Genomic DNA, 22,015 nt, shown 5'->3' with positions numbered 1-22,015 from the left:
GGGGCCACCCCGAAGGCGGACACGGTGGGTGATGATCCCGTCGCGCGCGGGATGCGGGGGTGCGGTGACGGTCGCATGCTGGGGCGTATGAAGCGTGCCCCCGTGATCGTGCATCCGCCCTGTACCGGCGGTCGCCGTGTGACGCTCTACGGACAGGATCTGGGGCGGGCGCTGCGCCCTGGCGACGTGGCCGCGATCCTGCGCCGGGCCGGTTTCTGCGCCACCACGTTTGTCTGGGACGACACCGGCGTCTTCGAATGGCGTGACGGCGGACCCGACGTCTGGCTGATGCCCTGACGCGCGATGCCCGTCCGTCAGCGCACGGAACGGGCATCGCCTGTAGGTGAGTTGCCGTGCTCGGGCGTTCAACTACCGGTGTTCATCAGCAGTTGCGCCCCACGGGCCGAGCCGCGGGAAGCGGCCGCGCGGTCAGTCGACCGTTGCCGCGACCGGGCTCTCCGCCGCCTCGCGGGCGGCGGCCGCCTTCTTCGCCCGGTGCTTCATCAGGAGGAAGGAACCGAGGCCGAACAGCAGGGCGGCGACCAGCCCGAGCCAGGAGAAGCGCTTGAGCCACTCCTCGGCGACGACGCCCACGCTGTAGATCAGCGCGGTCGTACCGCCGGCCCAGACGATGCCACCGAGGACGTTGGCGATCAGGAACTTCCAGTACGGCATCTTGAGGACACCGGCGAGCGGGCCGGCGAAGATGCGCAGCAGCGCGATGAAACGGCCGAAGAAGACCGCCCACATACCCCACTTGTCGAACTTCGCCTCGGCCATCGCGACATGGTCGGGGCCGAAGTGCTTGGGGAACTTGCGCCCGGCCCAGTGCAACAGGGGCTGGCCCCCCTTGCGTCCGATCAGATACCCGATGGAGTCACCGATGATCGCGCCACCGGTCGCACAGGCGCCCAGCACGAACGGATTGATGTGGTCCTGGGTCGCCGCGAGGATCGCCGCGCTGACGAGGACGATCTCGCCGGGCAGCGGAATGCCCAGGCTCTCCAGGCCGATGACCACCCCCACCAGGAGGTAGACGCTCACGGCCGGTACCGACTCGAGCCACTCCTGGATGTGCAACGCCGATTCCTCCGCTGGTGTAGGGCCCCGTGGGCCGTGGCCCGACGTCCGTGACACCGTGCCGATCAGTCCCCTGGCGCACACCTCAGCGCGCCCCGGGAAGCGTACTCGATCGGGCCACCCGGGGGCCGAATCCACGTGCGCTACGCAACATCTGGCGCCCGGACACGGCGACGGCCCGCCGCGCGGTGCACGGCGGGCCGTGAGGGCCTCATGGAGAGGCAGCTCACTTATTGGGGCGCAGGGTCCACACGATGCTCATCTCGCCGGTCACCGCGCCGTCCTCGCGGGTGATGGCGATGTTCACCGGGAATTCCGGGCGCTCGCCGGCGTCGAGCTCGGCGACGATCTCGGCCACCGACCGGCCCAGCTCCGCGGTGGCGGTGACGGGCCCCATGGCGAGCTTCTTGTAGCCGATCTCGGCGCGCACCGCGAGCGGCACCGCGCGGCCGAGCTGGTCGCCGAAGGCCGCCATGACGATGGCGCCGCTCGCCGACTCGGCGAGGGTGAACATCGCGCCGGCGTGCGGACCGCCGACGTGGTTGTGGAAGTCGGGCTGGTCGGGCATGCGGACCACGGCGCGCTCGGCGGTGGTCTCGGTGAACTCGAGGTTCAGGGTGCGGGCCATCGGCACGGATGCCGCCATCATTTCGCCGATCGACGGCAGGGTCTCGGAGGACATGAGGTCATGTTACCTAGCGGTAGCTTAGGTGGGAAGAGCCGGCCGTTTCCCGGGTCGGCGCTTCGCCGGACGCCGGGCAATAACCCGGTGCTGCCCGTCCCACGCCCGCCTTATCGTTGACGCCCATGTGGCCAGGACAGCAACACAGCGGAGACGGACGGGTGACGTGCCCGGCACACCCGGTGCACCGACCGGACGACCCGAGCCGGAAGCGGTCCGGCACGGCACCTTCCCGGTCGGTGCGGTCGTGGTGAAGTCACTCCCCCCATGGGCGGGGCGCAACTATCTGCTGCTCACCGGCGCCACGGTGATCGCGAGCCTCGGCAGCTCCGGCGCGCTGATCGCGAGCGCGTTCGCGGTGCTCGCCGCCGGCGGCTCCGCCACCGATGTCGGCCTGGTGGCCGCCGCGCGGACGATCCCGCTGGTCTTCTTCCTGCTGATCGGCGGTGCGGTCGCCGACCGGCTCCCCCGGCATCGCGTCATGGTCGCCGCGAACACCCTCAGCTGTGTCTCCCAAGGCCTGTTCGCGCTGCTCGTACTGGCCGGGGAGCCGCAGCTGTGGCAGATGGCGCTGCTGGCCGCGCTCGGCGGCACCGGGCAGGCGTTCTTCGCGCCGGCCTCCGAGGGCATGGTCCTCGCCAGCGTCTCCGGCGACCAGGCGGGACGCGCCTTCGCCGTGTACCGCATGGGCATGAACGGCGCGAACATCGGCGGCGCGGCACTGGGCGGCGCGCTGGTCGCCGCGGTCGGCCCCGGCTGGGTGCTGGCCGTCGACTCCGCCGCCTTCGCCCTCGCGGGGGCGCTGCGCGCCTTCCTCGACGTCAGCGGGGTCCCCGAGCGGGCCCCCGGCGGCGGGATGCTGCACGATCTGCGGGACGGCTGGCGCGAGGTCGTCTCCCGGCCCTGGCTGTGGGCGGTGGTGGTGCAGTTCTCCCTCGTCAACGCGGTGGTGTCGGCCGCCGAGGCGGTCTACGGGCCCCTGGTCGCCGAGCAGCATCTGGGCGGCCCCGGCCCCTGGGGGCTGGCGCTGGCCGCGTTCGGTGTGGGCACGGTGGGCGGCGCCCTGCTGATGGCCCGGGTGAGACCCCGCCGCATGCTGCTGACCGGTGCTCTGTGTGTCTTCCCGCTCGCCCTCCCGTCCGCCGCGCTCGCCGTCCCGCTGCCCGTGGCCGGACTCGCCGCGATCATGTTCGGCACCGGGATCGCCATCGAGGTCTTCGCGGTGACGTGGATGACCGCGCTGCACCAGGAGATCCCCGAGGAGAAGTTCTCCCGGGTCTCGTCCTACGACTGGCTCGGGTCGCTGGCCATGGTCCCGCCGGCCACCGCGCTGGCCGGCCCCGTACAGGACCTCATCGGCCGGACGGCTGCGCTGTGGGGCTGTACGGCGGTGATCGTGCTGCTGACGGCGGCGGTGCTGTGCGTACCCGAGGTCCGGCGACTGACGCGGCGTACGACTGCGGAGCCGGTCGCCGGGGTGTCGGCCGGGGCCACGGAACCCGACACCGCGGCTGCGGAGTAGCCGGTCGCGGCGGCGACGGGCCGCAGCGGGCCGAGGTCAGCCCACGCTGAACGCGCCGTCCGGCGGCACCGGGGACGCCACCGCCTCGGCATCGCGTACGGGAGCCGCGTTCGCGATCAGGCGGCGCAGCGCCGCGCCGTGCTCGACGCGGGCCGGGAAGGCGTCACCGGCCATCCGCCGGGCCAGGGCGGCGACGGGGAGCGGCGCCGGCGAGGCGAGCAGCACGGCGTTGCCGAACCGGCGGCCGCGCAGCACCGAGGGTTCGGCGATCAGCGCGAGATGCTCGAAGACCGTGGCGAAATTGGCGAGTTGGCCGCGCAGAAAAGCGAACGGGGCGCTGTCCGCGAGGTTCGCCGCATAGCAGCCGTCCGGCCGCAGCACCCGCGCGGCGGCCCGTGCGTACTCGACCGAGGTGAGCTGGGCCGGCACCCGCGACCCGCCGAAGACATCCGCCACGATGACATCGGCGCTGTCCTCCGGCGCGGCCTCCAGCGCCGTCCGGGCGTCCTCCGGATGCACGGTGATCCCGCTGTCGCCGCGCAGCGGCAGATGCTCCGTGACCAGGGCGAGCAGCCCGCGGTCGGCTTCCACGACGTCCTGCCGGGAGTGCGGACGGGTGGCGGCGAGGTAGCGCGGCAGGGTCAGCGCCCCGCCGCCCAGATGCAGCACGTCGAGCGGCTGCCCCGGGTCGGCCGCCTCGTCCAGGACGTATGCCAGCCGCCGCACATACTCGAATTCCAGATGGGCGGGCGCGTCGAGGTCCACGTACGACTGCGGTGCGCCGTCCACGGTCAGCAGCCAGGCGCGGGGCCGGTCGACGTCCGGCAGCAGCTTGGCGGTGCCGCAGTCCACGGTCCGGGTGACGGGTATCGGCTCGGGTGCTTCGTCCACCGTCCCATTGTGCCGGTGCGGCCGGGGCGCCCCTGCCACGGTCGCCGCAGGCACCGGCCGGCCGGTCAGTCCGACCAGATCCGCCGGATCTCCGCCACATGCGCGGCGGCCTGCCGGCGCCCCGCACGAGCCGCGTCCGCGCGCTTGGCCGGGTCGAGGACGTTACGGCCGAACGCCGACCTCGCCACCCGGTCCGGCGTGATCACACACACCCGGGCGCCACCGCGCGCCAGTCGCTCGCCCTGCGCCCGCGGTCCGGCGATCGGCCCACCGGAGGCCGCCATCGGCGCGACGACCACCACCCGGCTGTATCCGGCGGCCAGATCGGCGTTGGCGGTGGAGTGCACCCCGCCGTCGATCCAGCGGGTGCCGTCGATGGTGACCGGCGGATAGATGCCGGGGACCGCGCAGCTCGCGCCCACCGCGTCGAGCAGCCGCACCCCGCTCGTGTCGTCGAACGCGGTCCGCTCCCCCGTCGACGCCTCCACCGCCGTGATGACCAGCCGCCGGTCCGGCCAGTCGGTCATTCCCAGGGTCCGGGCGATCACCGCGCGCTGTTCCGCCTCGGGGAGGGTGCCGGCTGCGAGCGCCAGCTTGCCCATGCGGACGCCGAAGGAGACCGTGTCACGGGAGCGCAGCGCGATGGCCGCGAACCGGGCCAGGGCGGCCGGGCCCATACGGGCGGCCGAGTGGGCCTCCGGTACGGCGAGCTGGCGTTCGTACATCTCCTCCAGGGACAGCTGCCGGGAGGTGAGATGGGCGCCGACGATCGAGCCCGCCGAGGTGCCGATGACGACATCGGCCCCGGTGAGATCGGCGCCCGCCTCGGCCAGTCCGGCCAGCATCCCGATCTCCCAGCCGATCCCGGTGAGCCCGCCGCCGCCCAGGACCAGTGCCGTACCCGCCATGGGGTCTCCGTAAGTTGTTAGGCGGCCCGGGAGGGCCGGACTGGGCTGTGGACATCTCCGGTACTTCCTCCGCATTGCTGCTGGCCATGCTCGCAGCTCACGGTCAGCGGGCCGTCTATGTGCCCGGCCGCACCGTCAACCGCATGTCGGGCGCCTACCGGGGCGAGGCGAAGACCGATGCCCGGGACGCCTATGTGATCGCCGAGACGGCTAGGCACCGCAGCGACTTCGCCGCGATCGACGTGCCCGCGCAGCTGGCTGCTGACCTCGCGCTGCTGACCGCCCACCGCTCCGACCTGGTGGCCGACCGCACGAGGATGATCAACCGGCTGCGCGACGTGCTCACCGGGATCTTTCCCGCGCTGGAACGGGCCTTCGACTACAGCTCGCAGAAGGGCGCGCTGGTCCTGTTGACGGGCTACCAGACTCCGGCCGTGATCCGCCGCCGTGGCCGGGCCCGCCTGACGGCCTGGCTCGCCAACCGCGGCGTCCGCAACGCGGACACCGTCGCCGCGACTGCCTTGGAGGCGGCCCAGGCCCAGCAGACCGCGCTGCCCGGCGAGGACGTCGCCGCCCAGATCGTCGCCGACCTCGCGGCACAGATCCTGGCCCTGGACGACCGGCTCAAGCGCATCGACAAGCAGATCCGCGAGACATTCCGCAGCCACCCGCAGGCGGAGATCATCGAGTCCCTGCCCGGCATGGGGCCGATACTCGGAGCCGAGTTCGTCGCCGCCGGCGACCTGTCGGCCTACGCCGACGCCGGCCACCTGGCCTCCGCGGCCGGGCTCGTGCCCGTCCCACGCGACTCCGGACGCCGCACCGGCAACCTGCACCGCCCCAAGCGCTACAGCCGCCGCCTGCGACGAGTGTTCTACATGTCCGCGCAGACCAGCATCATCCGCGAGGGCCCGAACCGGGACTTCTACCTCAAGAAGCGCGGCGAGGGCTGCAAACACGTCCAGGCCGTCATCGCCCTGGCCCGCCGACGCGCCAGCGTTCTGTGGGCACTCCTGCGCGACAACCGGGTCTTCACCCCCGCCCTGCCGGTCACGCAAGCGGCTTGACTTCGTCATTGAGACTCCCTCGCGCCGTCGGGCCGGCCGGCCGCGCCCGTACGGCGCGGCCGTAGCACCCTCGTCATCCGTGGCGAGCAGTTTCGCACCCCGCCTGTCCCCGGGACAGCGGACGGCTGCGCCCGGCACCGGGAAGGCGCCGGGCGCAGCCTGATGACCTGCGGTTTCTCACTCCTCGACGGTACGTACCGTCCCCGCGCCGACGGTCCGGCCGCCCTCGCGGATGGCGAAGCCCAGCCCCCGCTCCAGCGGCACCTCACGGCCCAGTTCGACCGACACCGTCACCGTCTCGCCGGGGCGGGCGATGCCGCGCTCGCCGAGGTCGAGGTCGCCGACCACGTCCGCGGTACGGATGTAGAACTGCGGCCGGTAGCCGGTGGAGAGCGGCGTACGGCGGCCGCCCTCCTCGGTGGAGAGCACATACACCTCGGCGGTGAAACGGCGCCGCGGTGTGACGCTGCCGGGCGCGGCCACCACATGCCCGCGGCGCACCTGGTCACGGTGCAGACCGCGCAGCAGCAGCGCGACATTGTCGCCCGCCTCGGCGGACTCCATGGGCTTGCCGAACGTCTCCAGCCCGGTGACCGTCGTCTCGGCCTCCGCGCCGAGCACCGCGACCCGGTCGCCGATCCGCACCGTGCCGCGCTCGACGGCTCCGGTGACGACCGTGCCGCGCCCCGTAATGGTCAGCACGTTCTCCACCGGCAGCAGGAACGGCGCGTCGACATACCGCTCGGGCATCGGGACATAGGTGTCCACGGCGTCCAACAGCGCCTCGATCGCCTGCGTCCAGCGCGGGTCGCCCTCCAGGGCACGCAGCCCCGAGACCCGGACGACGGGCACATGCTCCCCGTCGTAGCCCTGCGCGCTCAGCAGTTCGCGCACCTCCAGCTCCACCAGGTCGGTGAGCTCCGGGTCACCGGCGTCGGCCTTGTTGAGGGCCACGACGATGTGCTGGACGCCGACTTGCCTGGCGAGCAGCACATGCTCGGAGGTCTGCGGCATGATCCCGTCGAGCGCGGAGACGACCAGGATCGCGCCGTCGAGCTGCGCCGCACCGGTCACCATGTTCTTGATGAAGTCGGCGTGGCCGGGCATGTCGACATGGGCGTAGTGCCGGGTGCCGGTCTCGTACTCGACGTGCGAGATGTTGATGGTGATGCCGCGGGCGGCCTCCTCCGGGGCCCGGTCGATCCGGTCGAACGGCACGAACGTCCCGCTCCCCCGGTCGCTGAGGACCTTGGTGATGGCCGCCGTCAGGGTCGTCTTGCCGTGGTCGACGTGGCCCATGGTGCCGATGTTCAGGTGCGGCTTGGTGCGCACGTATGCCGTCTTGGGCATGGTGTTCTTCCTCGCAACAGTGCGGTGAGAACGGCGACTTGGCGCCGTGGGGACCCCTGAGACCCGCCGACCCTCCCCCTGCGGGGTCCGCCGGACGATCCGGAGAGGGTCAGCTTCGTGCGCCGTCGGTCGCTGCGACGGCCGGGACGCCGGCTGCTGCGACGGCGGTGGCCACTGCCACCGAGACGGCACCCGCGGGTGCGAAGTCCGCTGCGGCGAGGGCCGCGAGAAGGTCGACGGCAGCCTTCGGCGCGTCCGCGACTGCGGACGGGAGCGCGAGGAAGGCGTGCCGGAACATGCGTCATATGGTGCCGGGCGGCCGATCCGGCGTCTAACGAATTATCCGGGGTCGGGGCCAGTACGGCAGGTACGGCGATGCGCTCGGCTCATGGGGGGTAGGCGACGCGCTCGGCTCACGGGGCGGACGTACGGGCCCGGCGACGGCTCCTGAGCGCCGCCGTCGGTTACGCTCCCGGAATGTTCCCGCCCGCCGCAACGCCCGACGGCCTCGCCGCGCGCTGCACGCGTGTGCTGTTCTCCCCCTGGGCCCGGCTGGGGCTGCTGCTGGCCCTGCTGGCCTGCGCCGCGGCCGCGATGCTGCTCTGGCAGCCGCAGCACCTCCTCACGGGTGGCTGGCCCGACCGGCTGTCCGGCCCGACCGCCCTCCTGCTCTTCGCGCTGGCATACGGCGGGTGCACCACCGCCTTCGTACCGCGCCCGGTCCTCAACCTCGCGGCGGGCGCCCTCTTCGGCGGCCAGGCCGGCCTGGCCGCCGCCCTCGCCGGGACGGTGCTGGGCGCCGGGCTGGCCTTCGGGCTCGGCCGGCTCCTCGGCCAGGACGCCCTGCGTCCGCTGCTGCGCGCCCGCTGGCTGACGGCCGCCGACCGGCAGTTGAGCGAGCACGGCTTCCGCTCGATGCTGGCCCTCCGGCTCTTCCCCGGCCTGCCGTTCTGCGCCACCAACTACTGCGCCTCGGTCTCCCGGATGCGCTGGTTCCCCTTCCTGCTGGCGACGGCGCTCGGCAGCATCCCGAACACCGCGGCGTACGCCGTCGCCGGAGCGCGCGCCGCGACGCCCACCTCTCCGGTCTTCCTCCTGGCCCTGGGCTTCATCGCCGTCAGCGGTCTGGCCGCGCTGGCGGTGGCGTGGCGCAAACGGAAGGCGCTGCGCGGGCACTGAACGCGGCAGCACAGCCGACGGAATTCACCCCGGCCGCCGCGGGGCGGGCACCGCAGTCCAGGACCCTTTGGCCGGCCGGACATCTTCGGACGTTACGCTGCCCGGGTCGGCGGTGATCCGCATCCGCCGCCACTGTCCGCTTTCTCCCGTCTCGCGCAGGTCAGCGCTTGATCACCCTTGGATAGCGTAGTTTCCATGTCTTGGTTTGAATCTTTCGTCCTCGGACTTGTCCAAGGGTTGACCGAGTTTCTGCCCATCTCCTCCAGCGCGCATCTCCGTTTGACCGCGGCGTTCGCCGGCTGGCAGGACCCCGGTGCGGCGTTCACCGCCATCACGCAGATCGGCACCGAGGCGGCCGTCATCATCTACTTCCGCAAGGACATCGGGCGGATCCTCTCGACCTGGTCCCGCTCCCTCTTCAACCGGGAGCTGCGGCACGATCACGATGCCCAGATGGGCTGGCTGGTGATCGTCGGCTCCATCCCGATCGGTGTGCTGGGCATCACGCTCAAGGACGCCATCGAGGGCCCGTTCCGCGATCTGCGGCTGATCGCCACCACCCTCATCGTCATGGGTGTGGTCCTCGGCATCGCCGACCGGCTGGCCGCCCGCGACGAGACCGGCGGCCGGCACCGCGCCATCAAGCAGCGCAAGACCCTCACCGACCTCAGCATCAAGGACGGCCTCCTGTACGGCGTCTGCCAGGCCATGGCGCTCGTCCCCGGCGTCTCCCGCTCCGGCGCCACGATCAGCGGCGGCCTGCTGATGGGCTACACCCGCGAATCCGCGGCCCGTTATTCCTTCCTTCTCGCCATCCCCGCCGTACTGGCCTCCGGCGTCTACGAACTCAAGGACGCCGGCCAGGGCCATGTCTCCTGGGGCCCCACCGTGTTCGCCACGATCATCGCCTTCGTCGTCGGCTACGCGGTGATCGCCTGGTTCATGAAGTTCATCTCCAACAAGTCCTTCATGCCTTTCGTCATCTACCGCATCCTCCTGGGCATAGCCCTCTTTGCCCTGGTCGCAGCGGGCACACTGTCACCGCACGCGGGGGAGACGGCGGGCTAAAGAGTTGGTGGGAGGCAGTTTCCGCCGCCTTCCCGAATGGTCATTCCTGGGAGGTTCTCGCAGAATCTCGCATCCCTTTGCAGATGCTTGCCATGATCATCTCCCACTCGTCTCCCACCTCTCGCCCTCGCGAGAAATGGCCGACCCCGAACCACCCGCCAGGGAGGTGGGATGACGGCCAGGGGTCGGTGATAGACCCGCCCGCCGATGCAGCAGGCTCCAATCCACAGTCAAGGCTCCCCCCCCGGCGTGCATTCCGGCACCCGCAGCTCCGCCACCTCCGGCGGCGGAGCCCTGCCGGCAACCTGCGGGAAGTGGCCGTCGGGGCCGGTAAGGACTTCGTCCTCATCTTCACGCCGGAGGGCCGGCCTTACTCGCCTCTGCTGACGGAGTAGAGCACCGCCGCGCAGTCGGCAAACACCTTGCAAGTCCGGGGCCGTACCCTCCCGGTTCGACAAACCGGCCGCCCCGATTCCCTCGCCGGACGCCGGAAGCCGGGTCGTAGCGCTGCTTGCGCACCATGAACCGGCGCGATCCACCGCGATCGCCCTCGCCCGGCGCCTCGTGTGACGCCGACCACGGGCGCCACCTTCCCCTCCCGCCCTCCCCCTTGGGCATCCGGCACGCCTGCCCGCGCGCCGTGCCCACCAGGTCTGTGGCCTGCTCTCTTGGCATCCTTGCCACGGCTCCGCACCAGGGGAACCGGGCGGGGACGCGTCGCCCCGGGCCGGACCGGGGACTGCCTACGAGGCAGGTACGTACGTATCGCCATGGCATCGGGTTCCGTCAAGAACCTGGCCGGTATCAGGAACTGAGGTGGTACTGAGCCCAGGGCTGATGGGCCGGTGCGGCCTCCTCGTGTGAGGGCGCGAGGGTGCCCCACGGGGCGAGCGCGTTGTCCCATTCGGAGGCCAGGGAGGCCATGTCCGGGACGGAGTCCGTGGACGGCATCGTGCCGGTGTGCCATGCGGACGCCATGGGGTGCGCCGAGGGGGCGGCGTTCCAGGCGGCGGTCTGCTGGGCGGGGATGGAGTATTCGGACTCGTGAACATCGCCGGGGCCGCGCCGGTGGCGTCCCGCGTGGGTTTCGACCGGGCCGGGATAGAACCGCCCCTGGGCGGAGAGCTGTTGGGCCCGGGTGACCAAGCGGGTGAGGTCGAGCCCGAATTCAGCGGCGAGTTCCCGCAGATCCACCCCGGTCTGCCAACTGCCGATGAGCACCGCGTCCATCGCCGGGGACCAGGTCTGCTCCGCGGCCCCCACGCCACCGGTGGCCTCGCGGGTGGTGCCGGCCGGGCGCGCTCCGGCGGGCGGGTTCTGGTGGGAATAATCGACCGCGGGCTCCGGCGCCGGGATGGCCTCCTCGTGCTCCCGCGGGGGTGTGGCGGGCGTGGCGGCCGCCAGCAATTCGTCGGCGACGGCGCGGGCGTCCTCCTTGCCCACCGTGCGCCGGGCGATGCGCACTTCCCGCTCGTTCAAACCGAACAGCCCGGCCACCGCGCCGGTGCTCCCCACCGTCACCGCGAATGCCGCCAGAACCCGCGACCGGTCGGCCTGGGCCTCGTCAAGCCTGGCCTGCGCCTCACGCACCCGCTCGTCCCCCAGGCAAAACGCTTCTGCCAGCACGGCGTTGCGGTCCCACAACTCTCTAGGATCCATACTCATTCAACGCCTCTTGGGCGCAGGTGTCCCGATCTGGTTCAGCAAAGCACCCCAAAGCACCCATCGAACCACCAGATGAAAATCGTCCCGGGTGCGCGACCGCGGATGGCCCCCATACCCCGTCTGGGGTCATATGCCCTGGCCAGAGGCCCGCGAAAATACGCAACGCGGATTGTCAGTGCCGTGAGCTACTGTCTCGATCAGTCGCATCTTCGCATTTCCATGTGTTCATGGGGGGACCATGACTTATCGCTCCCGCACCGCATTCCGCGTCGTCGGGGCGCTGCTCACCGGCGCCGTGCTGGGCGGCACGGCGGCGTGCACGGCCGGCGGCGCGGCCGGGGACCGCTCCGGCGCGTCGGCGCGTCCCGACGCCACCACGGTCGCCGCGGTGCAGCGGGCCGCCACCAAGGGCGCGGGGCTCAACTCCCTGTCGTATCGAGTCTCCGGCAAGGTCCCCGGGCAGGGGGCCGTCAAGGGCAAGGCATCGTTCAGCCTCCGCCCGCGCGTCGTCGAGATGCGGATGACGGCGTCCGGGGGCTTGCAGGAGGGCGAGTTCTCGGTGCGGCTCGTGCGGGACGCGGTGTATGTCGGCGGGGGCGAGCAGGCGGCTGTCGTGCTGGGCGGCAAGCACTGGCTCAAGCTCGCCATGACGGACCAGGGGGCCGGCGGCTTCGGGGGCATGCAGCGGCAGGCCGACCAGGACCCGGCGGCGCAGGCGTCGTTGCTGCCCGGGTCCGATGACGTCAGGAAGGTCGGCGAGGAGACCGTCGACGGGGCGCGGACGACGCATTACGCCGGGGTGGTCGATGTGGCGAAGGCGGCGAAGGCGGCGAAGAAGCCAACCGGCAAGCGTTCGTCGGGCGCCGAGCGTCGCACGAAGGTCATCGAGCAGTACCAAGAGCTCGGGGTGAGCGAGCTGAAGCTCGACCTCTGGGTCGGCCCCGGCGACCGCACGGTGAAGTTCCGTCAGCGGGCGCGGGCGACCCAGGGGCCGTTGGACATATCCATACGGTTCCTCGACGTCAACAAGCCGGTCACGGTCCAGGCGCCACCCGCGTCCGACACGGTGGATCCGGAAGCGAAGCTCAAGGGGGCGAGCCGGCGGCTGGGCTAGGCGTCGCGAGTCGGACGGGACTTTGCGGACACACCCTAGGCATCGGTGTAGCGGCGTACGGGCTCGTCGAGGTGGGGCAGGCCGATCGGGTTGGGGAAGGGGAGGACATCAGCGGCCAGGATGCGGCGGACCACGGGTTCCAGGCCGTGCAGTAGCCCCTCCGTCTCCGCCTCGGGGAGTGCGCGCAGCAGTCGGCCGGCCAGCCGGTCGGTGGCCTCCTCGATGCGCTCGCGCTCCCGGCGGCCATGGTCGGTCGCGTCGCCATGTGCGTCCACGAGGTCACGGGAGCGCAGCCGGTCCGTCGCGGCGGCCCACTCCTCCTCGGTCCAGCCGCGATCCTCCCGCATGGTGTCCTTGGGGACGCGTCCGGACGCGGCGGCCAGGACCAGGGCCTCGCACCCGTCCAGGCCCTCGTCGGCGAGCACGGCGTGGTGGGCGTCGCCCCTGAACTCCCGGACGGTGGTCGCCAGTTGCCACAAGCGCTCGACGGGGTCGGCGTGGTCGCACAGGGCGCGGTTGGCGGCGAAGAGCGGCCGTGCGGTGGCCGGCGCCTCGTCGACGACCGCCTGGAGTGGAGGCAGCAGCTCGGCCGCCGCGTGGTCCAGTTCGGGGTCGATCCCGCGCAGGGCGTGCGCCGCACGGCTGCCGCGTTCTTCGAGGACATGCGCCGGGCTGACGACACTCCAGGCCGCGGGCAGCGCACGGGCGACCATCCCCGGGGCGAAGCCCCCGAGGAGGGCCGTGACCGCCGCGGGTTCCACTGCCCCCAACGGCGCGGTGCGCGCGGCGAAGTACCCCATCCAGAAGCCCTTGAGGCCGAGGTCTTTGCCCAGGTCACGGCATCGCTCGTCGAAGTAGCACACGGCGTGCAGCGGCTCGGTCAACAGCCAAAGCGATCGTGCTTGCAGCTCCATGCAGCGCACGCTACCGCCGCCCGACGCCGACCGCAGCGCACGGAAGGCGAAGAGCGCTCGCGCCGACCCCGTCGGCGCACCCGACCTGCATCTAGAGCCATCGAGAGGCGGAGCGGCAGAGAGGCGGGCGGGGCCTCCGCCGTCGGCCGACCGTTGCGCCGTCGGCCGCAGCCGCCAACCGTCGCCGTCAGCCGCCCGTGCGGCCGCCGGCTCCGAAGCCCGACTGCCAGGCCCACAGGTGGGTGCAGTTGGGGCACTGGAGGTGCAGCACGCTGCCCTTGTTCGACAGGAGGTAGCGCCAGTGGTCGGCGCAGGTGCGGCCGTCGAGGCAGGTTCCGCAGTCCCGGTGGTCCTGGCAGCCGGGGCAGGGGACCCAGGCCCGGCGACCGATGTCGGCGGTGGGGTCGAGCGGCAGCATGCTCAGCCCTGACCGGAGGCCGGCAGCACCCCGGCGGCGACCAGCGCGTCGTAGGTGGCCTGCTGCTCCGCGTCCAGGCCGGAGTAGAGAAGCCGGTACGCGTTCGCCTCGCCCTCCATCACCGCGATCGGGTCCCAGGTGTCGCCCAGCGCCGCGAGGACCTCGGTCCGCCGCCGCGTTTCGTGCGCGGTGAGGTCGATCTCGAAGGTCCGGAGGTCCGGTATCCGGGGTTCCGAGGTGTTGCGGTCGTTCATGGTGCGCGTCCCATGCCACTTGCGGATGATTCGGACGTGTCTATCAAGTGGAGCGACACTGAGGAAGCGTCAGAGGGGGCGGGCAGGAGCAGGGGGACCACAGAGGGGATGGGTGGTGGCGGAGCGTGACGGGGCGAAGCGGGATGGAGGGGGGTGATTCGGACTCGCGGGCGGAACATTCCTTGCGGTATGACCGATATGTTTGGGAATTCATGGCGTGATGAAATTCATCCGTCCCTCATCGGCTGCCGACCGGGGTGTCGGGGAGTCCGGCCCTGTTGACGCGCCCCGCCGACCGGGCCACGCTCGGGCCTCCGCCCCTTTCCCAGGAGGTATCCATGCCCCGACGTACGGCGGCGAGCGGGCTCAGCATTGTCATGCTCGCGGCGGCTGCGCTGGTGGCCGCCGCCGGCACCTCGTACGCCGCCACTCCCGGCTCCCCCGGAACCGCCAGCGCGGCCCCGCGGACCGGCCCCGGGCTGTTCGCCAAGCTCACCCATGCCCAGGCCACCGCGAAGTTCCGGGCAGCCGGTATCAGCTGGTCCTCCAGCGGTGGCTGCTCGGACCGGAACAACGCGACCTGCACCTCGTTCGACCAGATCTACGCGGCCACCGTGGACGGGGTGATCACGCTCAAGGGCGCGACCGGCTGTGCGATCAACCTGACCGGCGGCACCGAGACCGGCCATGCGAGCGGCACCTACAGCCACTGGAACGGCTACAAGGTCGACTTCAGCCTCTCCTCGTGCCTGACCAACTACATCACCGGTACCTTCACCTCCCTCGGCGGCTCCAAGTGGCGCTCCGCCGGCGGGAACGTCTACTACAAGGAGGGCAACCACTGGGACGTGACGTACTACAACTGTGGTGGCTGCGTGGCCGCCGAGCGACGCTAGTGCTCTGACCGAGATGGTTCACCGGGTTACGGGCTCGCAGTCAGGGGCCAAGCGGACGCTTGGGTGTGAGGGCACATCCGGCTCGGCAGTGCAGCACGGTGGCAGAACCCGTCAAGGTCCGCGGACTGACCGATCAGGAGGGGCGGAGGCTTCAGCAGCAGATCGTGCGCGGGACAGCACCAGTTCGGTGCGCTATCGGAGGGCGATGACGCTGTTGGTCTCGGCCGGCGTTGCGTCGTCCCCCACCGGTACCGGGATGGCCAGGGGCAGGCGCGGGGCGAGCCGGGGCAGCCAGTCAGACTCCTTCCTGGCCTGCCCGATAGCCCCGGCGTGGCGGGGCAGTCGAACGGTCAGCTCCTCCCCCAGCCGGTAGATCACATCGTCCGAACCGGCCGGATCGTGCAGCTCCAGGCCCACTCTGGGCGGCGGGCAGTCGGAGCCATCACATTGCGTCGCGCCCTGGCATGTCGACCGGTTTTCTCGGCTCACTTGGCATGAGGCAGCGAACCCGCGTGTCCGCTTGCGGAGACACCCCGATCACCGTGGGTGGGCGGCTCGAACCCGGAGATGGAGGCGTGCGGCTGCTGGTACGGCCGGGCCGTCAGAGGCTGCTGGAGGGGGCTATCGATGGCAGGGGGCCGGCGAGGGCAGGCGGCTGCGGAGGGTGGCTTCGGAGGCTTCGGCGTGGGAGAGCTGGGTGTGGAGTTTTTCGACCTGTTCGGCAGCGGCCTGTTGGTAGGTGCGGACGCGGTGTAGCAGAGCTTCGCGCTCGTTGGTGCTGAGGGTGTCGTCCGTGTCGAGTTGGTCGGTGGCATCCAGGAGGTCGCGCATTTGGTGCAGGGTGAAGCCGAGGGGCTTCATGCGGCGGATGACCATGAGGCGGGCGACGTCGGTTTCGGTGTAGAGCCGGAAGCCGCCCTGCGAGCGGGCGGAAGGAACCACGAGGCCGGTCTCCTCGTAGTGCGGAGGGTGCGCAGGGGCAGTTCGGTCCGTGCGGCGGCCTCGCCGATCTGCATGTGCTTGCCGTCCATGCCCGTGATCCTCTGGTCCTTCTCGTCCTGACCGTGCCCCTGCACAGCCCCGGAACAGCCCCGCTGATCTCTACCTAACGTCAGGGTAGAGTTGCCGGCGGCGGTAGCGTCGTTGACGTCCGCCGTTGCCGTGTTGGGGCCGATGGCGCTCCCGGTGAAGATCCTGATGCTTGCAGGAGAGAAGCGTGCGCGAGCCCACGGTGCCCAGCGCTGCCGCCTGCCCGCCGTGAGGCTTCGCCCCCGGACGTGAGCCTGGGCGCCTACGAGCGCCGGTTCCGTCCCGTTCCGAACTCCCGGCTCCTGCTCACGGGGCCGCCCCGCGGGGTGCCGACCCGGCCCCTCCGCGTCCTCCCGCACGTCCCGGCCTGCCGCAGGGGAATGTGCCCGAGCACGACAGGTTCCTACGCCCTTGTCTTCCGCCGCTTCCACCGTGTCTCCGGTCGCGCGCCTGCGCGGCCGGAAACCCGACTGGCTGTCCGACCCCAAGGTCTGGCGCACCGAGATCCTGGCCGGCCTCGTTGTCGGACTCGCACTGATCCCCGAGGCGATCTCGTTCTCGATCATCGCCGGGGTGGATCCCGCGATCGGCCTGTTCGCCTCGTTCACGATGGCCGTGGTCATTTCGATCGTCGGCGGCCGCCGCGCGATGATCTCCGCGGCCACCGGCGCCGTCGCCTTGGTCATCGCCCCGCTCAACCGGGAGCACGGCTTCGGCTACCTGGTCGCCGCGGTCATCCTGGCCGGCGTCTTCCAGGTGATTCTGGGCGCGTTGGGTGTGGCCAAGCTGATGCGGTTCATCCCCCGGTCGGTGATGGTCGGCTTCGTCAACTCCCTCGCCATCCTGATCTTCATGGCGCAGGTCCCCGAGATGCGGAATGTGCCCTGGGCCGTCTACCCGCTGATCATCGGCGGGTTGGCGCTGATGGTCTTCTTCCCGAAGATCACCACCGTGATCCCGGCCCCGCTCGTCACCATCATCATCCTCACCGTCATCACCGTCGGCGCGGCCATCGCCGTTCCGACGGTCGGCGACAAGGGGGCTCTGCCGTCCTCGCTGCCCGTACCGGGCCTGCCCGACGTGCCGTTCACCCTGGATACCCTGACGACCATCGCCCCGTACGCCTTCGCCATGGCGCTGGTCGGTCTGATGGAGTCGCTGATGACTGCCAAGCTGGTCGACGACATCACCGACACTCATTCCAACAAGACCCGCGAGTCCGTCGGTCAGGGCATCGCCAATATCGTTACCGGCTTCTTCGGGGGCATGGGTGGCTGCGCCATGATCGGCCAGACGATGATCAACGTGAAGGTCTCCGGAGCCCGCACCCGGCTGTCGACCTTCCTGGCCGGTGCGTTCTTGATGGTGCTGTGCATCGTCTTCGGCTCGGTCGTCTCCGACATCCCCATGGCCGCCCTGGTCGCCGTGATGGTCATGGTGTCGTTCGCGACCTTCGACTGGCACTCCATCGCCCCCAAGACCCTCAAGCGGATGCCTGCCGGGGAGATCGCCGTCATGGTGATCACTGTCGCCTGCGTGGTCGCCACCCACAACCTCGCCATCGGCGTCGTCGTCGGCTCCCTCACCGCCATGGTCATCTTCGCCAAGCGCGTCGCCCACCTCGCCGAAGTCACGGCAGTGATCGACCCGGACGGCACTGCGGTCGTCTACCGGGTCACCGGCGAGCTGTTCTTCGCCTCCTCCAATGACCTCGTGGGCCGGTTCGACTACGCGGGCGACCCCGACAAGGTCATCATCGACCTCTCCGCCGCCCATGTCTGGGACGCCTCCTCCGTCGCCGCCCTCGACGCGATCGAGACGAAGTACGCCCAGCGGGGCAAGACCGTCGAGATCACCGGCCTGGACGACCCGAGCGCTCACCTGCACGACAAGCTCAGCGGCGAACTGGCAGCCGGTCACTGACGATTGCCGCATGTCGCGCAGAGAGCCTCCGGCTTGGCGCCCGGGGGACCTCTGCCCTTCAGGGGGCTCGGCTGCGCGGCGGTGGTCCGTGCGCGGTCCATCGCCGCCACATGTGGCCGGTCAGCGCACTAGCGGGCGCCTTAGCCTCCATGGCCCGGCGGCCGGCCCGGCAGGCGTCGTACGGCGACCGCGGCGGCGTCGTCGCCCAGGCGGCCGTTCGTATGTGCCAGCAGGTCCGTGCGCAGCTGCCGTAGCACCTGCTGCGGACTGAGGGCGCTCCAGGCGCCGGCGCGCTCGGCCAGTGGGTAGAACGTGCCCTTGTCGTCGCGGGCCTCGCTCACCCCGTCCGTGTAGAGAAGCAGCAGTTCTCCGGGCTCGAAGGGGAAGGTCTCGACCTCGTAATCGGGGGCGCCGGGCAGGTCGCCGAGCCCGATCGGCAGTGCGGGCCACTCCGCCGCCAGGGTGCGCACCCGCCCGTCGGCCAGCAGCAGCGGGGGCGGGTGGCCGCAGGTGATGGTGTGCACGACGTGCCTGCGGTCGGGGATGTCCAGCAGGATCACGGTCGCGAAGGTCTCATCGGGGTCGGAGTCGGTGACGGGGGCGGGATCGGGGGCGGCATCCGTAGCGGCGGGGACGGAAGCGGCGCCCGGCCCGGAGTCGGCCGCCACGTCCGGCGCACGGTCAACCACCACGTCCGCCACAGACTCGGCCCCCACCTCCGCCCCCGCGTCCCCTCCACCCCCACCCCCCGGCACGTAATGCCACTGACTGCTGTCCCAGCGGACCGCGCCGTCGAGGTGGATGGCCAGTCTGGGGAGGGTGGCCTCGCGGTGGGCGGCCGCGCGGAAGGCGCCGAGGAGGAGGGCGGCGTGGCTGTAGGCGGGCAGGCCCTTGCCCCGGACGTCGCCGATGATCAGCCGGGTGCTGGTGGTGGTGCGGGCGGCGGCGAACAGATCGCCGCCCATCTCGGCTTCCTCCTCGGCCGCCAAATACAGGGAGGCGATCTCCAGGAGGCCGCTGCGCGCGGGGAGCGGGCGGAGCAGGACCTGCTGGGCGACTCCGGCCACCGAGCGGCTCCGAGTGAGGCGGCGCTCGTTGCGGTCGCGGACGACGGTGAAGAGCACGACCAGTGCGGAGACCACCACCAGCGAGGCGATCTGGGCCTCCAGGTTCTCGGTGAAGAGCACATGGCGCGCGATGCCGATGAAGACCTGGGCGGCCACCGCCAGTACACCGATCGCCGCCGTGAGACGGGGACCGGCGAAGGCCGCGGTGATCGCGGGAGCCGCGACGAGCAGGGGCCCCAGATGGATGTCGGGCGGCGCGAGGACGTCGATGGTGCAGACCGCCACGATGATCCCGACCGGGATCAGCACCAGGACACGACTCAGCTCCCGTCGTCCCCGGAGCTGCCTCGGCCATGCAAAGGGCATGCTTCATGGTGGCACCGGGGCGGGCGGAATGCCCGGCTCATCCCGTTACCGCGACCGCTCCGCCGCCTCCTGCCGTATGGCCGCGATGAGCAGATCGAGCGTGGGCTCGACGGCCGAGCCCCCCATGAGCAGCAGCTGCTCCCGTACGCGGTGCAGGCTGGGGTACTCGTCCGCGGGCAGGTTGCCGTACTCGGCCTGCCAGGCCTGTTCGTCCGCCGCGCGCTGGGCGGGGGCCAGCCGCAGGACGCCGGCGTCCACGGCCGCATGACCGAGGGCGGTGTCCACGAGGGTGTGGTAGTGCCGGACGGCGGTGGCGTCGTCGAAGCCGGCCTGGAGCAGCAGGCCGATGCCCGTGTCGACGGCGCGCTGCTCATGGGGCCGGCCGGTGACCCGCACGGTGCTGAACACCGCGATCTGCGGGTGCCGCAGCGCGGAACGGTACGCCCGCAGTGTGAGGTCGCGCAGATCGGCGGCCCAGTCGCCGCCGGGGACGAAGTCGGCCATGGACTCGCCGATGAGCCGGTCGGCCAGCGCCAGCAGCAGATCCTCGGTGTTGCGGAAGTAGCGGTAGATGGCGGAGGGGTCTGCGCCCAGCGCCGCGCCGAGTTTGCGCACGGTGAAGGCCTGCGCCCCCTGGGCGTCGATGAGTTCACATGCCGCGTCGATGATGAGGTCGGCCGACAGGACCACGCCTGAGCTGGTCGGCCGGCGCCGCTTGCGCTTCACCGGGACGCGCTCGCTCTCCGCCACGCCGTACCCCTCCGCTTCGCTTCGCCCCGGCCCCCGGGCCGTTCTCGGAGCCAGTTAATCACCAGGTTACGTCAACACCGTTGACACAAGAATCAACGGCCTGTTTCATCGGCGGACATACACGGACCACCGCGGTGCCACATCCCGCACCACCCCCTTCCGTACGACGCGGCCAGGCCCCGATCCCGGGCCCGGCCCGTGCCGCCCTGCTCCGCCACACCCCGCCCGCACCTCCCCGTTCCCCCAGGTCCGGCCGAGACTGGCCCGGCCCGCCCGCCCAAGGAGTGAGTGCCATGCCTTCCGCAGTGCAGCAGGACCCCGGCCCACCGAGCATGCGACGCTCACTGGGCGTCAAGGACGGGGTGGCGATCGCCGCGTCGAGCACCGCCGCGACCACCAGCATCGGCATCGGTATGGGCGCCCTGGCCGCGTACGCCGGCCGGCAGACGCCCGCCCTGTTGCTGCTGGCCTTCGTGCCCATCCTCGGTATCGCGCTCTCGTACGCCCGGCTCAACCGCAGCGAGCCGAACTGCGGCAGCGGCTACACCTGGGTGGGCCGGACCATCGGCCCCTGGCCCGGATTCCTGACCGGCTGGGTGGTGCTGGTCGGCAACGTGATCTTCATGGCGTACACGGGGGCGGTGACCGGCTCCGTCGTGCTCCAGTTCCTCAACAAGCTGGGCCTGTACAGCGTGTGGGGGCTCCGGCTGGACCCGGCCTCGACCGGTGTCAGCACCGCCGTGGGCCTGCTCGCCCTGGTCGTCGTCACCCTCACCGCCATCACGGGCGTGCGGGCCGCGACCCGGCTCCAGATGGGGCTGCTGATCTTCGAGTACGCGGTCCTGCTGATCTTCTGCGGCTATGCGCTGGTCATCGGCGACCAGCCGTTCTCGCTGTCCTGGCTCAACCCCTTCGAGATCGGCTCGCTGCAGGCCGTGGCCCAGGGGATGGTGCTGGCGGTGTTCTTCTACTGGGGCTGGGACGCCGCGTTCAGCGTCAACGAGGAGACCCGCAACTCCTCCGACGCGGCCCGCGGCGGACTGATCGCGCTGGTGGTGATGATGGGTCTGTTCCTCGTCGGCGCGCTCGCTTTCCAGCGGGTGATGAGCACCGGGGAACTGCTGCACAACGGACCGCAGGCGCTCACCTTCCTCGGCGGCGCCCTGGCACCGGAACCCTGGGCCTCGCTGCCCCTGGCCGCCCTGATGTGCTCCGCCTTCGCCTCGCTCCAGTCGAGCGTCATCCCCACCGCCCGCGGTGCGCTGGCCATGGCCCGCGACCGGACGCTGGGCCCGGTGTGGCAGCGCCTGCACCCGCGCTACGGCTCCCCCGCCGTGGGCACCCTGCTGATCATGGCGATCGCCGCGCTGCTCGCCGTGCTCGCGGTCGGCATCCCCAAGCTCAACGACATGATCCTCACGGCCGTCAACTCGATCGGGCTGACCGTGGCCCTCTACTACGGACTCACCGCGCTCGCCTGTGCAGTGCGCTTCCGGGACAGCCTGCGCGCCGGAGTCGTGCGCGCGCTCCGGGACGTGGTCGTTCCGGCGGTGAGCGCGCTGACGCTGTTCGGGCTCGGCCTGTACCTCGTCTGGGACTACGCCACCATGAGCGACCACTTCGAACTGAGCCCGGACAACGGCTGGTTCATGCTGCTGCTCCCCGTCCTGTTCATCCTGGCCGGCCTGGCGACCGCCGCCTGGGCCAAGTGGGTACGGCGCGCCCCGTACTTCCGCACCGGCCAGGGCACGGACGCCGATGCGATCACCCTCCCGATGGACGGGGACGGCGGCCCGCTCCCGAGCCCCGTGAAGGGCTGACCACGCCCGAGCCGACCCCTTCACCCCATCCCACCGAGCCCCTGTATCCACC

General features: G+C 71.3%; 20 protein-coding genes and 3 pseudogenes. 9 read left to right on the top strand and 14 right to left on the bottom strand.

What is annotated here, in order from left to right; all coding sequences use genetic code 11:
• Positions 1 to 87 precede the first annotated feature (87 nt).
• Positions 88 to 297 carry a hypothetical protein gene (locus tag QT196_RS36150; RefSeq protein WP_167536182.1) on the top strand — a complete coding sequence of 70 codons (210 nt, stop codon included), beginning with the start codon at positions 88 to 90 and terminating at the stop codon, positions 295 to 297.
• 132 nt (positions 298 to 429) lie between these two features.
• Here QT196_RS36150 and QT196_RS36145 read toward each other — a convergent pair whose 3' ends face one another.
• Together QT196_RS36145 and QT196_RS36140 are read right to left on the bottom strand one after the other, a co-directional pair.
• On the bottom strand, positions 430 to 1,080 hold the full coding sequence (locus tag QT196_RS36145) for a DedA family protein (RefSeq protein WP_168482826.1): 651 nt from the start codon (positions 1,078 to 1,080) through the stop codon (positions 430 to 432).
• 226 nt (positions 1,081 to 1,306) lie between these two features.
• Positions 1,307 to 1,762: a DUF4442 domain-containing protein gene (locus tag QT196_RS36140; RefSeq protein ID WP_085922194.1), complete on the bottom strand. Its 456-nt coding sequence runs from the start codon at positions 1,760 to 1,762 to the stop codon at positions 1,307 to 1,309.
• Positions 1,763 to 2,009: 247 nt separating this feature from the next.
• Here QT196_RS36140 and QT196_RS36135 point away from each other — a divergent pair, with 247 nt between their 5' ends.
• Positions 2,010 to 3,284 (top strand): MFS transporter, encoded by a 1,275-nt coding sequence (locus QT196_RS36135; RefSeq protein ID WP_290356800.1) that lies wholly within the window; start codon positions 2,010 to 2,012, stop codon positions 3,282 to 3,284.
• Positions 3,285 to 3,320: 36 nt separating this feature from the next.
• Here the strand turns inward: QT196_RS36135 and QT196_RS36130 are convergent, their stop codons facing one another.
• Positions 3,321 to 4,175: a fused MFS/spermidine synthase gene (locus QT196_RS36130; protein WP_266736650.1), complete on the bottom strand. Its 855-nt coding sequence runs from the start codon at positions 4,173 to 4,175 to the stop codon at positions 3,321 to 3,323.
• Between the two features lie 65 nt (positions 4,176 to 4,240).
• Positions 4,241 to 5,083: a patatin-like phospholipase family protein gene (locus QT196_RS36125; RefSeq protein WP_266736648.1), complete on the bottom strand. Its 843-nt coding sequence runs from the start codon at positions 5,081 to 5,083 to the stop codon at positions 4,241 to 4,243.
• Positions 5,084 to 5,124: 41 nt separating this feature from the next.
• Here QT196_RS36125 and QT196_RS36120 point away from each other — a divergent pair.
• Positions 5,125 to 6,150, top strand: a pseudogene (locus QT196_RS36120) (IS110 family transposase); the annotation flags it as partial.
• Positions 6,151 to 6,327: 177 nt separating this feature from the next.
• Here the strand turns inward: QT196_RS36120 and tuf are convergent.
• Both tuf and QT196_RS36110 read right to left on the bottom strand, forming a co-directional pair.
• Complete coding sequence (gene tuf / locus QT196_RS36115) at positions 6,328 to 7,500, bottom strand: elongation factor Tu (protein ID WP_168482823.1); 1,173 nt, start codon at positions 7,498 to 7,500, stop codon at positions 6,328 to 6,330.
• 109 nt (positions 7,501 to 7,609) lie between these two features.
• The gene (locus QT196_RS36110) at positions 7,610 to 7,798 is read right to left on the bottom strand and encodes a hypothetical protein (RefSeq protein WP_168482822.1); all 189 of its coding nucleotides are present in this window, start codon (positions 7,796 to 7,798) and stop codon (positions 7,610 to 7,612) included.
• A gap of 179 nt (positions 7,799 to 7,977) precedes the next feature.
• Between QT196_RS36110 and QT196_RS36105 the strand changes: the two genes are divergently transcribed.
• A complete protein-coding gene (locus tag QT196_RS36105) occupies positions 7,978 to 8,679 on the top strand; it encodes a VTT domain-containing protein (RefSeq protein ID WP_168482821.1) in 702 nt (233 codons plus the stop codon).
• A gap of 195 nt (positions 8,680 to 8,874) precedes the next feature.
• Positions 8,875 to 9,747, top strand: a complete 873-nt coding sequence (locus QT196_RS36100) for an undecaprenyl-diphosphate phosphatase (RefSeq protein ID WP_168482820.1) — start codon at positions 8,875 to 8,877, stop codon at positions 9,745 to 9,747.
• Between the two features lie 804 nt (positions 9,748 to 10,551).
• Here QT196_RS36100 and QT196_RS36095 read toward each other — a convergent pair.
• On the bottom strand, positions 10,552 to 11,412 hold the full coding sequence (locus QT196_RS36095; protein WP_248001484.1) for a hypothetical protein: 861 nt from the start codon (positions 11,410 to 11,412) through the stop codon (positions 10,552 to 10,554).
• A gap of 238 nt (positions 11,413 to 11,650) precedes the next feature.
• Here QT196_RS36095 and QT196_RS36090 point away from each other — a divergent pair, with 238 nt between their 5' ends.
• A complete protein-coding gene (locus QT196_RS36090; protein ID WP_290356443.1) occupies positions 11,651 to 12,526 on the top strand; it encodes a hypothetical protein in 876 nt (291 codons plus the stop codon).
• A gap of 35 nt (positions 12,527 to 12,561) precedes the next feature.
• Here the strand turns inward: QT196_RS36090 and QT196_RS36085 are convergent, their stop codons facing one another.
• The 3 genes from QT196_RS36085 to QT196_RS36075 all read right to left on the bottom strand — a co-directional run bounded on the left by QT196_RS36085 (position 12,562) and on the right by QT196_RS36075 (position 14,112).
• Positions 12,562 to 13,440, bottom strand: coding sequence for a hypothetical protein (locus tag QT196_RS36085; RefSeq protein ID WP_290356442.1), 879 nt, complete (start codon positions 13,438 to 13,440; stop codon positions 12,562 to 12,564).
• A 187-nt stretch (positions 13,441 to 13,627) separates the two neighbouring features.
• Positions 13,628 to 13,858 (bottom strand): hypothetical protein, encoded by a 231-nt coding sequence (locus QT196_RS36080; protein ID WP_085922202.1) that lies wholly within the window; start codon positions 13,856 to 13,858, stop codon positions 13,628 to 13,630.
• A 2-nt stretch (positions 13,859 to 13,860) separates the two neighbouring features.
• Positions 13,861 to 14,112 (bottom strand): DUF6400 family protein, encoded by a 252-nt coding sequence (locus QT196_RS36075; RefSeq protein WP_168482817.1) that lies wholly within the window; start codon positions 14,110 to 14,112, stop codon positions 13,861 to 13,863.
• Positions 14,113 to 14,450: 338 nt separating this feature from the next.
• On the opposite strand from QT196_RS36075, the gene QT196_RS36070 reads away from it, so the two are divergent.
• Complete coding sequence (locus QT196_RS36070; protein ID WP_290356441.1) at positions 14,451 to 15,008, top strand: hypothetical protein; 558 nt, start codon at positions 14,451 to 14,453, stop codon at positions 15,006 to 15,008.
• Positions 15,009 to 15,248: 240 nt separating this feature from the next.
• Here QT196_RS36070 and QT196_RS36065 read toward each other — a convergent pair.
• Positions 15,249 to 15,419: pseudogene (locus tag QT196_RS36065) on the bottom strand (phosphotransferase); the annotation flags it as partial.
• 210 nt (positions 15,420 to 15,629) lie between these two features.
• Positions 15,630 to 16,039: pseudogene (locus tag QT196_RS36060) on the bottom strand (MerR family transcriptional regulator).
• Positions 16,040 to 16,469: 430 nt separating this feature from the next.
• Here QT196_RS36060 and QT196_RS36055 point away from each other — a divergent pair.
• Positions 16,470 to 17,960, top strand: a complete 1,491-nt coding sequence (locus tag QT196_RS36055; protein ID WP_290356439.1) for a SulP family inorganic anion transporter — start codon at positions 16,470 to 16,472, stop codon at positions 17,958 to 17,960.
• Positions 17,961 to 18,100: 140 nt separating this feature from the next.
• Here QT196_RS36055 and QT196_RS36050 read toward each other — a convergent pair whose 3' ends face one another.
• Positions 18,101 to 19,336, bottom strand: a complete 1,236-nt coding sequence (locus tag QT196_RS36050) for a PP2C family protein-serine/threonine phosphatase (RefSeq protein WP_290356438.1) — start codon at positions 19,334 to 19,336, stop codon at positions 18,101 to 18,103.
• 102 nt (positions 19,337 to 19,438) lie between these two features.
• Entirely contained in the window at positions 19,439 to 20,143 is a 705-nt protein-coding gene (locus tag QT196_RS36045) for a TetR/AcrR family transcriptional regulator (protein WP_168482814.1), read from the bottom strand.
• 293 nt (positions 20,144 to 20,436) lie between these two features.
• Between QT196_RS36045 and QT196_RS36040 the strand changes: the two genes are divergently transcribed.
• Positions 20,437 to 21,963, top strand: coding sequence for an APC family permease (locus QT196_RS36040; protein ID WP_248001482.1), 1,527 nt, complete (start codon positions 20,437 to 20,439; stop codon positions 21,961 to 21,963).
• The last annotated feature ends 52 nt before the right edge of the window (positions 21,964 to 22,015 follow it).

The organism is Streptomyces sp. P9-2B-2 (assembly GCF_030406865.1).
Lineage (GTDB): Bacteria > Actinomycetota > Actinomycetes > Streptomycetales > Streptomycetaceae > Streptomyces > Streptomyces platensis.
Note: the sequence above shows the minus strand (reverse complement) of the source record. Positions and strands in the feature narration are given on the sequence as shown.